The sequence below is a fragment of the Nocardiopsis sp. iso_40 genome (assembly GCF_056173285.1).
The window spans coordinates 5,728,118-5,742,362 of the sequence record NZ_CM149666.1 but is presented as its reverse complement, the minus strand read 5'-3'; the positions used below and the strand labels follow the sequence as shown (position 1 = coordinate 5,742,362).

Annotated in this window: 15 protein-coding genes; 9 read left to right on the top strand and 6 right to left on the bottom strand. The window is 71.6% G+C overall.

Annotation, left to right across the window (positions count from 1 at the left end):
• Positions 1-179 precede the first annotated feature (179 nt).
• Genes AC0VYD_RS25145 through AC0VYD_RS25125 form a run of 5 tightly spaced genes read left to right on the top strand, consistent with a single transcriptional unit; the run spans position 180 to position 7,529 of the window.
• Positions 180-1,427, top strand: a complete 1,248-nt coding sequence (locus tag AC0VYD_RS25145; protein ID WP_475480368.1) for an SWIM zinc finger family protein — start codon at positions 180-182, stop codon at positions 1,425-1,427.
• Complete coding sequence (locus AC0VYD_RS25140) at positions 1,424-2,926, top strand: DUF5691 domain-containing protein (protein ID WP_475477784.1); 1,503 nt, start codon at positions 1,424-1,426, stop codon at positions 2,924-2,926. Before AC0VYD_RS25145 ends, AC0VYD_RS25140 begins: the two co-directional genes overlap by 4 nt.
• A complete protein-coding gene (locus tag AC0VYD_RS25135; protein ID WP_475477783.1) occupies positions 2,927-4,048 on the top strand; it encodes an ATP-binding protein in 1,122 nt (373 codons plus the stop codon).
• Positions 4,048-6,339: a DUF5682 family protein gene (locus tag AC0VYD_RS25130; RefSeq protein WP_475477782.1), complete on the top strand. Its 2,292-nt coding sequence runs from the start codon at positions 4,048-4,050 to the stop codon at positions 6,337-6,339. Before AC0VYD_RS25135 ends, AC0VYD_RS25130 begins: the two co-directional genes overlap by 1 nt.
• On the top strand, positions 6,336-7,529 hold the full coding sequence (locus AC0VYD_RS25125) for a vWA domain-containing protein (protein ID WP_475477781.1): 1,194 nt from the start codon (positions 6,336-6,338) through the stop codon (positions 7,527-7,529). Before AC0VYD_RS25130 ends, AC0VYD_RS25125 begins: the two co-directional genes overlap by 4 nt.
• A 126-nt stretch (positions 7,530-7,655) precedes the next feature.
• Here AC0VYD_RS25125 and AC0VYD_RS25120 read toward each other — a convergent pair whose 3' ends face one another.
• The 6 genes from AC0VYD_RS25120 to AC0VYD_RS25095 form a co-directional block, all read right to left on the bottom strand.
• Complete coding sequence (locus tag AC0VYD_RS25120) at positions 7,656-8,210, bottom strand: PIN domain-containing protein (RefSeq protein ID WP_475477780.1); 555 nt, start codon at positions 8,208-8,210, stop codon at positions 7,656-7,658.
• Between the two features lies 1 nt (position 8,211).
• Positions 8,212-8,661 carry a helix-turn-helix domain-containing protein gene (locus AC0VYD_RS25115; RefSeq protein WP_475477779.1) on the bottom strand — a complete coding sequence of 150 codons (450 nt, stop codon included), beginning with the start codon at positions 8,659-8,661 and terminating at the stop codon, positions 8,212-8,214.
• Between the two features lie 180 nt (positions 8,662-8,841).
• The gene (locus AC0VYD_RS25110; protein ID WP_475480367.1) at positions 8,842-9,438 is read right to left on the bottom strand and encodes a class F sortase; all 597 of its coding nucleotides are present in this window, start codon (positions 9,436-9,438) and stop codon (positions 8,842-8,844) included.
• Positions 9,439-9,546: 108 nt separating this feature from the next.
• Positions 9,547-10,197, bottom strand: a complete 651-nt coding sequence (locus tag AC0VYD_RS25105) for a hypothetical protein (protein WP_475477778.1) — start codon at positions 10,195-10,197, stop codon at positions 9,547-9,549.
• A 587-nt stretch (positions 10,198-10,784) separates the two neighbouring features.
• On the bottom strand, positions 10,785-10,982 hold the full coding sequence (locus tag AC0VYD_RS25100) for a DUF397 domain-containing protein (RefSeq protein ID WP_475477777.1): 198 nt from the start codon (positions 10,980-10,982) through the stop codon (positions 10,785-10,787).
• An 11-nt stretch (positions 10,983-10,993) separates the two neighbouring features.
• The gene (locus AC0VYD_RS25095; protein ID WP_475477776.1) at positions 10,994-11,839 is read right to left on the bottom strand and encodes a helix-turn-helix domain-containing protein; all 846 of its coding nucleotides are present in this window, start codon (positions 11,837-11,839) and stop codon (positions 10,994-10,996) included.
• A 248-nt stretch (positions 11,840-12,087) separates the two neighbouring features.
• Here AC0VYD_RS25095 and AC0VYD_RS25090 point away from each other — a divergent pair, with 248 nt between their 5' ends.
• The 4 genes from AC0VYD_RS25090 to AC0VYD_RS25075 all read left to right on the top strand — a co-directional run bounded on the left by AC0VYD_RS25090 (position 12,088) and on the right by AC0VYD_RS25075 (position 13,987).
• The gene (locus AC0VYD_RS25090; protein WP_475477775.1) at positions 12,088-12,627 is read left to right on the top strand and encodes an ATP-binding protein; all 540 of its coding nucleotides are present in this window, start codon (positions 12,088-12,090) and stop codon (positions 12,625-12,627) included.
• A complete protein-coding gene (locus AC0VYD_RS25085; protein ID WP_475477774.1) occupies positions 12,624-13,109 on the top strand; it encodes a hypothetical protein in 486 nt (161 codons plus the stop codon). The genes AC0VYD_RS25090 and AC0VYD_RS25085 overlap by 4 nt, the downstream gene beginning before the upstream one ends.
• 128 nt (positions 13,110-13,237) lie before the next feature.
• On the top strand, positions 13,238-13,687 hold the full coding sequence (locus tag AC0VYD_RS25080; RefSeq protein WP_475477773.1) for a helix-turn-helix domain-containing protein: 450 nt from the start codon (positions 13,238-13,240) through the stop codon (positions 13,685-13,687).
• Positions 13,688-13,987 carry a VapC50 family PIN domain-containing toxin gene (locus AC0VYD_RS25075; RefSeq protein WP_475477772.1) on the top strand — a complete coding sequence of 100 codons (300 nt, stop codon included), beginning with the start codon at positions 13,688-13,690 and terminating at the stop codon, positions 13,985-13,987.
• Positions 13,988-14,245: the final 258 nt, after the last annotated feature.

Below are 14,245 nucleotides of genomic sequence, written 5' to 3'. Positions count from 1 at the left end.
GCCGTGACCCTTTTGTGCGGGATGTTTGTTTTTCTTTTCGGTCCCGCTCCGGCCGGTGTCCCGAAGGCCCCGGATTGTCAGTGGTGCTCCCTAGGGTTATCCGTGTGAGCGATCGATGGAGTACCGACGAAGTCTGGGATCTGGCTCCGGACCCCTCGTCCCGAAAGGCCGCACTCAAGGTGGCCGGGACCGGCTCGTGGCCCAGGAGCGGCGCGGTCCCCGCCGACGGGGGCGGCACCTCGGCCGTCTGGGGCGAGTGCGAGGGGAGCGGGGCCGAACCGTACCTGGCCGCGGCGCACCTGGACGGGGAGAGGGGTCCCGCCTACAGGTGCAGCTGCCCCAGCCGCAAGATCCCCTGCAAACACGTCCTCGCGCTGCTCGCGCTGTGGAGCCGGGGCGAGGTCGCCGACCGCCGGGACCGCCCCGAGTGGGTCGCCGCGTGGCTCTCCGCCCGCCACGCCCGCCGGGAACGCGAGGTGAACGGCGCCCCCGCCGCCCCCGTCGACCCGCAGCGGGCCGCGGCCACCCTCCGGGCCAGGGAGCGCGCGGTCACCGCCGGCCTGGAGGAGCTCCGGCTGTGGCTGCGCGACCAGGTCGACGGCGGCCTCGCCGGGGCCCCCGAACTCGGCTACGACCACTGGGACCGTATGGCCAAACGCCTGGTGGACGCCAAGGCGGGCGGTGCGGCCTCCCTCGTCACCCAACTGCCCCAGACCGGCGGCGACCGCTGGCCCGACCGCCTCCTGGAACGCCTCGGCCTGCTGCACCTGCTGGTCGAGGCTTACCTCGCCGACGACGGCACCGACGCCCGGTTCCGCGCCCTGGTGCGGTCCCGGGCGGGCATCAGCACCCGCACCGAGGAGGTCCTGGCCACCGGTGAGCGCGTCCGGGACACCTGGCGGGTCCTCGGCAGCCGGGACGGCCTCACCCCCGACGGCATGCGCAGCCGCCGCACGTGGCTGCACGGGTCCGCCACAGGCCGCTGGGCGCTCTGTCTGACCTACGCCCGGCCCGCCCAGGCCCCGGACTCCCCGTTCCGGTGCGGAACCGAAACCCACGGAGAACTCGCCTTCCACCCGGACGGGCGCAGGGCGGTCCGGGTCGGCCGGACGCCCGAACGCCCCGCCTCACCGCCGCCCGGAGGCACCGTCGACCAGGCACTGGACTCCTACGCGGCGGCCCTGGCACAGGACCCCTGGCTGGAGTCCTGGCCCGTGGCGCTGGAGAACGCGGTCCCCGCCCGAGCCGACGGCTGGCACCTGGCCGACCCCACCGGGGCCTCCCTGCCCATGGACACCGGTGAACTGTGGCGGCTCCTCGCGGCCACCGGAGGACGCCCCGCCACCGTCGCCGCCGAATGGTCGCCGGGCACGGGGCTGGCCCCGATGACCGTGTGGGACGCCGACGGAAAGGCCCTCGCCCTGTGAACCCTCCCGACACCCCCTCCTGGGACCGCCTGGTCTCCACCGCCCTGGTCGGCACCTCCCGCCGTCCCGTCCCCGACCTGCCCCGACGCCCCGGGCAGGGCGCCGCCGCACTGCTGGACCTGGCCGCCCTCGACACCGTGCGCACCCGCGCCGGGTACACCGCGCACACCGCCGAACCCGTCACCCCCGACGCACCCGACCCGCGCCCCGAAACCGGCCCCGCCGCCACCCGCCGACTGGACGCCGTCCTCGTCGACCGCCCCGAACTCCTGCCCGAGTGGCTCTGCCACGCCGCCCGGTCCGGCCGCCGGGTCAGCCACACCCAGATCCCCGACCTGCTCGAACGCGCCGCACGGGACAGCGGACTGCGCTCCGCCGTCGCCACCGTCGTCGGTGGCCGGGGCACCTGGCTGGCCGGTTTCAACAGGGCGTGGTCCTTCGTCGCCGGCGAACCCCTGCCCACCGACACCTACTCCGACGCGGCCTGGTACGACGGCACCCCCGCCGAACGCCGCAGGGCCCTGTTCGCCCTGCGCGCCACCGACCCCGCGGCCGCCCGGTCCCTGCTCGCCGCCGCCTGGCCCCGGGAAGGCCGGGGGGAGCAACGGCGCGGCCTCCTCCAGGCCCTGGCGGTCAACCTCGGCCCCGACGACGGGGACCTGCTCGACGCGGCCCTGGACGACCGGGGCGCCAACGTGCGCGGCCTCGCCCTGGCCCTGCTCACCCGGCTCCCGGACAGCGCCCACGCCCACCGGCTCCGCGGCTGCCTGCGCGAACACGTGCGGCTCGACGTGACCCCGCGCTGCCCGGTGGAGGTCACCGCCATCGACCCCCGGCGCACGGACCTGCTGCGCGACCTCGCACTGGTCGCACCGGGGAACCGGCCGCAGTCCCGCGACGAACGCTGGGAGCACAGCCGCGTCCTGGTCACGCACACCCCGCTGGACGTGTGGACCGGGATGCTGGACACCGACCCCGCGGGCGTCCTGGCCCTCGCCGAACAGGAGAAGGACCTGTACGAGGCCCTCGCCGACGCCGCCTGCGTCCAGGCCGACCCCGACTGGACCCGGGCCGTGCTCGACCACCCCCGGTCCGGGCTGGCCCACCTGGTCCGCCACGGCGCCCAGCACCCGCAGCGGCAGCGGCTGCGGGCCCTGCTCGCTCCGCTGCCCGTCACCGAACGGTGCACCCGGGTCCTGGCCGCGATCGGACCCGGGGAGGAGCCCCCGCAACTGGGCGAGACCCTCCTCGCGGTCGGCGCACCGTGGACCCGGGAGCTCTCCGAGGAGGTCGTCCGCCGTCTGGCGGCCCCGGCCGAGCCGAACGGCCGACGCGACCCGCGCGGCTACCGGCTCCTCTGCGAGGCCGCCGCCGGACGGATGCCGCCCGAACACCTCGACCTCCTACCCGCGGAACCACCCCGCGCGGAGGAGGGACCCGCCTACCTCCGCCTCCGCGAAACCCTCCGATTCCGGCTCGACATGCACAGGGAGCTCTAGTTGACCACCTCCGCCGCCGCCCCCAACGGAGACCTCCGGTCCGGTTCCGCTCTGCGGCCCCACGCCGAGCAGACCTACGCCGCCGAGCTCGAAGCGCTGGCCGGGGCCGACGACCGCCAGCGCCCCCCGGGATGGCGCCTGTCCCCGTGGGCGGTCACCCGCTACCTGCTGGGTACCACCCTGGACGACGGAACCGAGATCACGCCCAAGTACATCGGCTCCCGCCGGGTCGTGGAGATCGCCGTGGCCACCCTGGCCACCGACCGCGCCCTGCTGCTCCTCGGCGTCCCCGGCACCGCCAAGACCTGGCTGTCCGAACACCTCGCTGCGGCGGTCTCCGGCGACTCCACGCTGCTGGTCCAGGGCACCGCCGGGACCTCCGAGGAGGCCGTCCGCTACGGGTGGAACTACGCCCGCCTGCTCGCCGAGGGGCCCTCCGAGGCCGCGCTGGTGCCCAGCCCGGTCATGACCGCCATGGCCCGGGGCTCCGTCGGTCGCATCGAGGAGCTCACCCGGATGCCCTCCGACGTACAGGACGGGCTGATCACCGTCCTGTCGGAGAAGGCCCTGCCCGTCGCCGAACTCGGCATCGAGGTGCAGGCCCGGCGCGGGTTCAACATCATCGCCACCGCCAACGACCGCGACCGCGGCGTCAACGACCTGTCCAGCGCGCTGCGCCGCCGGTTCAACACCGTGGTGCTGCCGGTCCCGGACAGCGCCGAGGACGAGGTCCGCATCGTCACCCAGCGGGTGGAACAGCTCGGCCGCTCCCTCGACCTGCCCGAGGTGCCCACCAGCCTCACCGAGATCCAGCGGGTGGTCACCGTCTTCCGCGAACTGCGCTCCGGCGTCACCGAGGACAGCACCACCAGGGTCAAGTCGCCCAGCGGCACCCTCAGCACCGCCGAGGCCATCTCCGTGATCACCAACGGGATCGCGCTGGCCGCCCACTTCGGCGACGGGCGGCTGCGCCCCGCCGACGTCGCAGCCGGCATCCAGGGCGCCGTCGTCCAGGACCGGGTGTCCGACGGGGTGGTCTGGCGCGAGTACCTGGAGACCGTCGCCCGCGAACGCGAGGGCTGGGGCGACTTCTACCGGGCCTGCCGGGAGGTGGGCGCCTGATGGCGGGACCCCGACCGGACACCGCGAAGGTGAGTGTCCTGGGCGTGCGCCACCACGGCCCGGGTTCGGCCCGGGCCGTGCGGGCCGCCCTGGCCGAGCTCGAACCCGACATCGTGCTGATCGAGGGGCCGCCCGAGGCCGACGCGATCACCTCCCTGGTCGGCGGACTGCAGCCGCCGGTGGCGCTGCTGGTGCACCTGGCGGACACCCCGAAGGCGGGCACGGTCCGTTCCCGGGAGGGCTGGGGCTTCTGGCCGTTCGCGTCCTTCTCCCCGGAGTGGGCCGCCCTGGTCCACGCGCACGGCAACGGGGTGCCGGTACGCTTCTGCGACCTGCCCGCCGCCCACACGATCGCGGAGCGGATCGCACGGGCGGAGGCCGCCGAGCGGGCCCCGGAGGAGGAACCGGAGGCCGCCGACCAGGCTCCGAAGGAGACGCCCCGGGTCCGCGCCGACCCGCTCGGGGTGCTAGCCGAGGCCGCCGGGTACGACGACGCCGAACGCTGGTGGGACGACGTCGTCGAGCAGCGCGGCGACGGTGAACCCTCGCCCTTCCCCGCGATCGCCGACGCCATGGCCGCCGTCCGCGCCGACTCCGGGCCCCAGGCCGTGCGGGACGCGCGCCGCGAGGCGTACATGCGCCGGACGCTGCGCTCCGTGCTCAGGGATGGGTACCAGCGGGTGGCTGTGGTGTGCGGGGCCTGGCACGCGCCCGCCCTGCGCGACCTGGCCGACTACCGGGTCAAGGACGACACCGCGCTGCTCAGGGGACTGCCCAGGGTCAGGACCACCGCCACCTGGGTGCCGTGGACGCACGGGCGGCTCGCCGCCGCCAGCGGGTACGGCGCCGGGGTGCGGGCGCCCGGCTGGTACCACCACCTGTTCACCGCCCCCGACCTGCCGGTCCACCGGTGGCTCACCGAGGCCGCCCGGATCCTGCGTCAGGAGGGCCAGCCGGTCTCCTCCTCGCACGTCATCGAGGGGGTAAGGCTCGCCGAGAGCCTCGCGGTGCTGCGCGGGCGCCCGCTCGCCGGGATCGACGAGGTGTCCGAGGCGGTCACCGCCGTGCTCTGCGAGGGCGAACGGACCCGGGCCGCCCTGGTGCACGGTCGGATGGCGGTCGGTGAACGGCTGGGTTCGGTCCCCCCGGACACGCCCATGGTGCCGTTGCAGCGCGACCTCGTGGCCGCGCAGCGGCGGCTCCGCCTCAAACCCGAGGCCTTCGAACGCGACCTCGACCTCGACCTGCGCAAGGACGGTCAGCGCGAACGCAGCGTCCTGCTGCACCGGCTGCGCGTGCTCGGCGTGGAGTGGGGCGTGCCGCGCACCTCCGGGGGCGGCGCCCGGGGCACCTTCCGGGAGTCCTGGCGGCTGTGCTGGGACCCCGACATGGACGTGGCGCTGATCGAGGCCGCGCCGTGGGGGACCACCGTCGCCTCCGCCGCGACCGCCCGGGCGGTGGAGAGCGCCGCCGACGCCGAACTCCCCGCCCTGACCGCGCTCACCGAACAGTGCCTGTTCGCCGAACTCGACGGGGCGCTGCCCGACGTGCTCGCCCGGCTCACCGATCGGGCCGCCACCGACAGCGACATCACCCACCTGATGTCGGCGCTGCCGCCGCTGGCCCGCGCGGCCAGGTACGGGGACGTGCGCGGCACCGACGGGGCCCGGCTGCGCGCCGTCGCCCGGCGGCTCCTCGCCCGGGTGTGCGTCGGCCTGGCCCCGGCGGTGCGCGGGCTGGACGACGACGCTGCGGCCGTGTTCACCAGGGCGATCGACAGCACCCACCACGCCGCCAGCCTCTTGGGCGAGGGCACCGGGGACTGGACGGAGGCGCTGGGGGCACTGGCCCTACGGGAGAACGTCCCGGGCCGGATCGCGGGCCGGGTCAACCGGATCCTGGCGGACGCGGGCCGCACCGGACCCGAGGAGCTGCGCCGACTGTTGGGGCTGGCGATGTCGCCCGGCACCGAACCCACCCGCGCCGCGGCCTGGCTGGAGGGTTTCCTGCAGGGCAGCGGGCTGGTCCTGGTCCACGACGAGCGGCTGCTCGAACTCGTCGACACCTGGCTGCTGGGGTTGCCGGAGGACCGGTTCACCGCGGTCCTGCCGCTGCTGCGCAGGACCTTCGGGGCCTTCGTCGGCCCCGAGCGCCAGGAGATCGGTGAGGCCGTGACCAGGGCTGACGGCGGGCCGACGGCACCGTCCCGGACCCGACGCCCGATCGACACCGGGCGCGCGGCCCCCGCCGTGGCGGCCGTGACGGCACTACTGGACAGGAGCGGCGGATGAGTGCGGTGGCGACGACGGAGGGTTCCGCGGTGAGCGAGAGGGCCCGCCGCTGGCGCCTGGTCCTGGGCCGGGAGTCGCGGTGCGCCACCCTGTCCGGTACCGACCAGGCGATGGACTCGGCGCTGGAGGCCCTGTACAACCGCGGTGACCGGGTCCCCGGGGCGGGCCGTCCCGACTCGGACGAGCGGGGGGCCGACCTCAGCGGTTCGGCGCCCCGGGTGTCCCGGTGGCTGGGGGACATCCGGGAGTACTTCCCGTCCTCGGTGGTCCAGGTGATGCAGTCCGACGCCATGGACCGGCTGGGCCTGCACCAGCTCCTGTTGGAACCGGAGATGATGGCGGCGGTCGAACCCGACGTGCACCTCGTGGGCACGCTCCTGTCCCTGAACCGGGTGATGCCCGCCGAGGCCCGGGAGAGTGCCCGGGCGGTCGTCCGCACGGTGGTCGACGACCTGGAGAGGCGGGTCGCCCAGAAGACCCGGTCGGTGGTTCGAGGGGCGATCGACCGGACCGCCCGCACGCACCGTCCTCGCAGGGTCGCCGACATCGACTGGAACGCGACGATCCGCCGCAACCTGGCGCACTACCTGCCCGAACACCGCACGGTGGTCCCGCAGACCCTGGTGGGGCACGGCCGCCGCAGCCGGGGCGTGCACAAGGACGTGGTGCTGGCCGTCGACCAGAGCGGTTCGATGGCCTCCTCGGTGGTCTACGCCAGCGTCTTCGGGGCCGTCCTGGCCTCGATGAGCACCCTGAAGACGTCCCTGATCGTCTTCGACACCGCGGTCGTGGACCTGACCGACCAGCTCACCGACCCCGTCGAGGTCCTCTTCGGCACCCAGTTGGGCGGCGGCACCAACATCAACAGGGCGATCGGCTACGGCCAGGAGCTGATCGACCGCCCGCAGGACTCGATCTTCGTGCTGGTCAGCGACCTCTACGAGGGCGGCGTCCGGGAGGAGATGCTCCGGAGGGTGGCGGCGATGAGGTCCGCCGGGGTCCAGGTGGTGGTGCTGTTGGCCCTGTCCGACGAGGGGGCGCCCTCCTACGACCGCCGGAACGCCGCCGCCCTGGCCGAACTCGGCGTCCCCGCGTTCGCCTGCACCCCGGACGTCTTCCCGGAGCTGATGGCGGCGGCCATCCAGGGCCAGCCGCTGGACGCCTGGGTCGAGAAGCACCTGGACGAGTAGGGGGTGCCGGGTCCTACCACCGGGCGGGGCCGGACCCCCTGCGGCCCCGCCCGGTTACCTCAGCTGACCGGGACCGTGCGAGTCTCAACGCCTGGTCTTACCGATCGTCGGTGGTCACCGCCCTCATTATTCGGACTGTAATTCCGCCACTGAACCGTGCAGGCCGTTGTGCTGGAGGCGGGCCAGCACGTCAGCGACGGTCCCAGGGGGCTTGCGCCACGAGTCGGCGATCTGCTGCGCGCAGGACCAGACCACCTTTCTGTCCAGGTGGATCTGGTCGAGGATGAAGTCATCCGGACTCTTGGCCTCGATGTCCCACGCGGACAAGACCGAGGAGGGAAAATCGCGCAGGTTTTCCGTGACGATCACCTGAGCGCGGGCGCGAATGGCGGCGGCCAGCACGTGCCGGTCATCGAGATCCGGGAGGTCCAGGGTTTCGATCAGCGGTTCGTAGCCGGTGACAAGACAGTCTCGGACAGCGCAGATCATGAGTTCCCTCGTGCGCCTCAGTGCATCGGTCGACAGTTCGGGGCGATTCCTCCTGAGGTTGTCGAAGGTCTCATCCAGGATCTGATGTGTCCACTTGGCCTGGACGAGACCTGCCTGCGCCACTCTGATGAGCAGATCCCTCAACGTGTTCGGGTAGAGGACGTTCGCATCGTAGAGAACGACGAAGGGCATCTCAGTCCAGGCGCAGTTCCCGGTTCATCTCGGACAGTTCGTCTGCGGCCTCGCGGCGGCGCTGATCGTCTCTGCGCATGTACTCCATCAGTGAGGCTGCCCGGACCCGGCGATGGGTGCCGACCTTGCGGTAGTCGATCTCCTCGGCTTGGAGCAGGCCGATCAGGTGGGGCCGCGAGACGTTGAGCATGTCCGCGGCCTGCTGGGTCGTCAGTTCGGCGTGATCCGGAACGATGGACACTCCCCGCCCGGCTGCCATGTGCGTGAGTACGCCGACCAGCAGTTCGACAGCCGCCCGAGGGAGCAGGAGCTTTTCCTGGCTGTCCTCGACGATCACGGGGACAGGCGTCAACGCCTCCTGGTGCTCGTCCAGATAGCGGCGGATCTGGGGCAGGGCGCTTTCGGCTGCCTGGATCTGCTTGCTGTCCGGGTGTGAGGACAACACGGCCATGGTTCCTCCTCTTCGCTCGGTCCAGCAGTAGATACCCAATCTACAGTCGCATTATTCGAAACAAGCGAAGTAAGCGCAAGAGATTTGGCGCTGTTCCTGAGCCTTGGCCCCGCCCGCGACCGCACCAGGGCATCGCCCAGCCGTACTCCCAGCCGTCACCGAAACGGGGTTTCCTGGCAGCTACCCCGAAGGCGTTCCCTGTTGGTCGTGTTCGGCTGCGAGCCGGGCGTAGACGATGACGTTGTCCGTGTAGTGCCCGGTGGCCGCGTCGAAGCCGCCACCGCAGGTGATGAGTCTCAGTTCGGGCAGGCGGGTGTCCTCGTAGACGCTGTCGGTGGGGAAGGCGTCCTTGGGGTGCGATTCGACGGCGTACACGGTGAACTCGGCGCTCGTGCCGTCGGCGCGGCGCACGCTCGCCCGGTCGCCGGTGCGTAGACCGCCCAGTCGGTGGAAGACGGCGGGGCCGTCCACGGAGTCGAGGTGCCCGGCCAGGACGGCAGGGCCCGCCTGGCCCGGGGCGGCACCGCGCGCGTACCAGCCGACCGCCTGCCATTCCCGGGGGGCTTCGAGGCGGCGGTCCGGGGTGAGGCCGAGCTCGACCATGTGTGTGGTGTGCAGTTCGATCGCCGGAATGGTCAGGGCCACCGGGGCGGACCTCGGAAGGGAAGCGACGTCTTCCGCGCTGCTCGGCGCGTCGGTCGGGCTCGGGGCGATCGAGGGTTGGGCGGGCCCGGTCGCTGCGACAGGGGGTTGGGGGAGGCTCTGTTTCTCCGTCATCCCGAGTGTCAGCAGGACGGTGCTGATGCTCGCGCACACCACCGTGGCCGCTGCGGCGATGATGCTTCCGCGGCGGCCACGACTGGGTCGAGAGTGTCGGCCCATGGGTCAGCCGTTGTGGCCCAGTCTCCGGGTGAGGACGAATCCGCCGACCGTGGCCGCGGCGAAGGCGCCTCCTGCGCCGAGGAGCCAGGCGTCCGGCGACCCGTTCGCGGTTCCGCCGCCACCGGTGTCCACACCGCCGACCGGTGCCGTGTCCTCGTCCTCGACCATGGTCTCGCCCTCGTCGTCGGCCATGGTCCCGTTCTCGTCGTCCGTGGCGGCATCGTCGCCGTTGTCGGAGGACGAGTCGGTGTCCTCCCCGTCTTCCGGCGGGGCAGTGCCGTCGTCGAAGGTCTCGCAGCCGATGCCGTCGTTGTCGGCGTCGAAGTTGTGCGGATCGTTCTCGCTGACCTCGAAGTCGGTCTCGTCGACGTCCGCGCAGTCCAGGTCCGGCGGCGGTGACGGGATCGAGCCCGATGGAGCGGAGCCGTTCCCGCCATTGGTTTCGCAGCCGATGCCGTCGCCGTCGGCGTCGAAGTTGTGCGGGTCGCCTTCGCTGACCTCGAAGTCGGTCTCATCGATGTCCGCGCAGTCCAGGTCCGGCGGCGGTGACGGGATCGAGTTTTCGGCCATGGCCGGGGCACCCGCTCCCAGAGCGAGTGCGGCGCCGCAGGCCAGGGTCGCGGCAGTGGTCGTTGCGGTGTGGGCCAGGTTCATGTGCCCCCCTCGTGATCTCGGTGGATCCTGCGGCCAGGCACGCGCTCACCCATGACGCTCGGCGCCACGAATAGCTCAACAGGACATCCACCCACGAATAATGCGATTCGTGACATTCCCGACACGCTATGCACCAAAACTCGTTGGTCCAGGTCAGCGTCGTGTCGCGGGGGTGTCTCCAGCCTGCGCGGCGGCCTGGACCGCAGTGGAACCTCGGCATGTCGCCCTGGCTGTGGGAGACATCCGAATCCGACCCAGGGGAAGTGTTGGCTCGACCGTGTGACGGCGTTGGTGGAGCGGCCACTCCCGGACTGGCTGTAGTCGTTGCCGGGGTGAGTCCGGGTCCCATTGCCGATGATCTTGCTCGTAGTGCGGTTCTCGCGTGCTCAGGGCCGCGCTCGGGGCAAGATCAGCGCGGCAAGGGGCGGAGCCTGGCGCCCTCTTGCGGTTACCGCGCTGCTCGGCCCGCCAGATGTAGGTCAGGTGTCGTCGTACCGCTGTGCGCACGCAGCCGATCGAGCGGTGTCGGGGACACCTCGACCCTGGGGGTCCCTGTGGGGGGAGGGGATTCCGGGGCCGGTCGTGTGTCAGTGCTTGGCGGTGCGGAGGAAGGCTTCCCACTCGCTGCTGGAGAAGAAGAGCGCCCCGAGCTCACGGTGTTTGGTGTCGCGGACCCCGGTGACCGGCCCTCCCGCCACCTCGACGCAGGCGGTCTGGTCAGCGCTGTAGCTCGCCTTCCTCCAGTTCGCCGCGCTCGGGGTGCTGGGCTGGTGCTTTGGCGTCATCGCTCGTCTCTCTAGAGTTCCTTACGGATCCCGGACAGCAGGTTCCGCAGCATGTTGCCGCCGACACCGGCGAGCCGGAGTTGGTTGAAGATCGCTTCGTGGCTGCTGAGGTCCTCGGCGCTCTCCAGGAAGAGGTTACTCCGGTAACCCTCCACATATACGGTTGATAGCCCGTTTTGGGGCAGCTTGAGGATCATGAAGGTCGGCACGACCATGCCGATGTTCGCGCCTGCCTCATGGGGTATGACCTGGAGCGTGATGTTCGAGTGGGCAGAGAGTTCCAATAGGTGTGTGATCTGCTCACGCATCACCTCCGCGCCTCCCACCTGCTGGCGGACGGCGCTCTCCCCGAGGATCACCCACATCTTGGGGCCGTCTTCCGCGAGGTTCTGGCTGACCCGTGTACGTCGGACTTCGATCTGGCGCTCAAGGTTTTCTGGTGAAACCGAACTGTTGACGCCTCTGATGATCGCGCGGGCGTAGCTCTCTGTTTGGAACAGGCCCGTGACGACGGTGCTGGTGTATGCCTCGATCTCGGAGGCGCTGGCCTCCAACCCGATGAACGTGCCGTAGCGCTGCTCCAGGTCGTAGGACTGCCACCAGCCACGTTTGCCTGCCTGGCGCCTGAGCTGGAGTAGGGCCTCTGCTTCCTGTTCGGGGAGTTCGTAGTACCGGGTCAGTTGCCGCAGTTCCTTCTCGCGGGGTACTCGTTCGGCGGCTTCCCAGCGGCTCACCGTTGAGGTGGTCACCTCAAGGATCTTCGCGACCTGGGTGATGGTCAGCCTGTGCTGTGCGCGCAGTTGTTGGAGCTCACGGCCGAGTTGCCACTGGGCGACGGTAGGGGTGGTGGTCGGCATCAATCAGATCCCATCAAATTAGAGTTGCCAATTAGCCTTGCCAAAGCAATCACGCAGGGTCATACTCTAACTATGGCTGGCTACCTCCGCTAGTGCAGGGGGTTCGCGTGAATCAGCACGCGTGGACCGGCTGCCCCCCCGTGGGCAACGTGCCCGAAGCCGGGCGCGAAAAGGCCCTGGTGGGTGCTTGCACCACCCGCCAGGGCCGCATCGACAACCGTCCGTCTTCCACAACAGGAGTTGCCGACGTGTCCATTCTTCCTCAAACCCCGACCCCTGCCTACCCGGGCCGGAGGTGGGAGGCCCGGCAGTACCCCGGGGCTCTCGCCGCAAGCCCTGTCTTCCGCTCCGACCTGCGCCTGGACCTCGCGTCCCTCGCCGGTGCGTCCTCCCAGATCCGCGACGACGTCGAACTCTGCGCGAGCGAGGCGTTCGCCAACGCCGTCCTGCACTCGCGTTCCCACCGGCGCGGCGGCACGGTGATGCGCCTGCTCTCCACCCCGGTCGTGATGGGACACCAGACCACCCTGCGCCTGTCGGTGCTGGACGACGGGCCGATGGACAGCCGCCCGATGGTCCCCGCGCAGCGCTCGGTCCAGGAGTGGGAGGAGTCCGAGTCCGGGCGGGGCCTGCTCCTTATCCACCAGTTGGCCACCGAGTGGGGCACCCAGCGCTGGGCCGATCCCGACACCGGTGACGTGCTGGGCGCGGTCCTGTGGGCGGAGTTCACCTACCCCGCCCCTGCCGCCCGCCGTCGACGGGCGTGCGTCTGCGGAGGTGCGCGATGACCGCGACCACGATGACCCCGGGGGTGCGAAGGGTCCTGGACAGCCCGCACGGTCGCCGCTTCGGCCGCCCGGGTGAGCGCCTGGCAGCCCCGCAGGCCACCCGGCGGCCCGACCGGCAGCCCTCCCGCGAAGAGCTCCTGCTGGCGCAGATGCGCGGTAACCCCCGGGTCGAGCACCGGCTCCGGCACGGCGACCTCCCCGACTGGATGCACGTCGCCCAGCGCCGGAAGGCATCGCGCCCCGGACCGGCACCGGTCGTGCCCCCGGTGCCGCGCCCACGGCCCGCGCCCGACGACGGTCCCGCCCCGGGGCGGGAGCCGTCAACACCTCCCCGCCCCTCCCGGCCGCCGCTGCCGCGACGGCCCCGGCGCCCGGCCAGCCACCGCAAACCCCGCCGCCGCACCGGATGGATCCTGACCGGCTACACCCTCTCGGCCGCACTCGGAGCCCTGGCCCACAACCTCAGCGGGCTGCTGGGCTGAACCACCAGCACCATCGGCCCGGCGAAGTATCGGACCACTCAGGAGGCCGCACCGGAACTCGGGACCCGGTGCGGCCCACCGGAGTATTGGTCACACTTATTTCAGATGATGCGATGGAGGTGGTCGTGATGGCCCGAGCGAGTGTGCTGAGTGGCGCCCCCAGGATCGAGCCCGACGCTGAGGACCGATTGGTGGCCGGGAAGGTGGTTCGCGAGGCCGGTGACAGGCCCGGGCTGACGCTGAAGCTGGCTGACGGCAGCGAACTCCCCCTGTCCGAGGCGCTGGTGAAGGCCTTGCTGGCTTCGGCCGGGGAGCTCTCGGCCGGTCACACGATCCGGGTGCTGGCTTCTGAGACCACCCTGACCCTGGCTGAGACCGCGGAGATGCTGGGTCTGTCCCGACCGTTCGTGGTTCGCCTGCTGGACGACGGGGAGATCCCTTCCGAGCGCCTGCCGGACAGCCGCCACCGGCTGGTCCGACTGGAGGACGTCCTGGCCTTCCAAGCCAAGCGGGAGCGGCGTAGGGAGGGCAGACGGAGGATCGCTGCTGCAGCCGATTCCGCCGATCTCCCGTACTGAATGACCGGCATCACATGGCGGCGGCACTGGCAGGAGGGGCGCACACCGTCCTCACCTGGAACCTGCCCGACTCCCCCCAGAGGGGCCCTGGCCGAACTCGGGCTGAGAGTCACAGATCCGGACACCTACCTCTGTGAGCTGTTCGAAGGAGCGCCGGACGAGATCACGGAGACCGTCGTGCGCTTGGCTGCCGAGAAGCGTCGACCGCCGAAGACCCCCGAGAACCTCGTGGAAACCCTGAGCAGGGCAGGTGTGCCTGACTTCGCCGACCGGCTCAGGGAGGCCCTGGACAAGCGGTGACGGTGCGGCCGGGCGGGGCTCGGGCGACAACCAGTCGCCCGAACCACCGGTTCGGGTGCAGATCCTCCCGGTCCCGGCGCTGGGCCGGATGCCCTCCTGCGGACGATGACCCGGGTGCTCCCACCGCACCACGATTCGCTTACCCATCCGGCCGGGCAACCACAACGGAAAACCCGTGGCCGACCCGCCCGGACCCGGGCTAACCTGCCTCCCATGCCGCTCGCGAAAGAGATGGCCGCCCTCTAGCGGCGGCCTGAC

Bases quoted from the DNA above. Each gene is read 5' to 3' on its own strand.
- AC0VYD_RS25110 (WP_475480367.1), bottom strand. From the start codon at position 9,438: ATGACGGAGAAACAGAGCCTCCCCCAACCCCCTGTCGCAGCGACCGGG.
- AC0VYD_RS25075 (WP_475477772.1), top strand. From the start codon at position 13,688: ATGACCGGCATCACATGGCGGCGGCACTGGCAGGAGGGGCGCACACCG.
- AC0VYD_RS25085 (WP_475477774.1), top strand. From the start codon at position 12,624: ATGACCGCGACCACGATGACCCCGGGGGTGCGAAGGGTCCTGGACAGC.
- AC0VYD_RS25130 (WP_475477782.1), top strand. From the start codon at position 4,048: ATGGCGGGACCCCGACCGGACACCGCGAAGGTGAGTGTCCTGGGCGTG.
- AC0VYD_RS25100 (WP_475477777.1), bottom strand. From the start codon at position 10,982: ATGACGCCAAAGCACCAGCCCAGCACCCCGAGCGCGGCGAACTGGAGG.
- AC0VYD_RS25080 (WP_475477773.1), top strand. From the start codon at position 13,238: ATGGCCCGAGCGAGTGTGCTGAGTGGCGCCCCCAGGATCGAGCCCGAC.
- AC0VYD_RS25105 (WP_475477778.1), bottom strand. From the start codon at position 10,197: ATGAACCTGGCCCACACCGCAACGACCACTGCCGCGACCCTGGCCTGC.
- AC0VYD_RS25120 (WP_475477780.1), bottom strand. From the start codon at position 8,210: ATGCCCTTCGTCGTTCTCTACGATGCGAACGTCCTCTACCCGAACACG.
- AC0VYD_RS25115 (WP_475477779.1), bottom strand. From the start codon at position 8,661: ATGGCCGTGTTGTCCTCACACCCGGACAGCAAGCAGATCCAGGCAGCC.
- AC0VYD_RS25125 (WP_475477781.1), top strand. From the start codon at position 6,336: ATGAGTGCGGTGGCGACGACGGAGGGTTCCGCGGTGAGCGAGAGGGCC.
- AC0VYD_RS25095 (WP_475477776.1), bottom strand. From the start codon at position 11,839: ATGCCGACCACCACCCCTACCGTCGCCCAGTGGCAACTCGGCCGTGAG.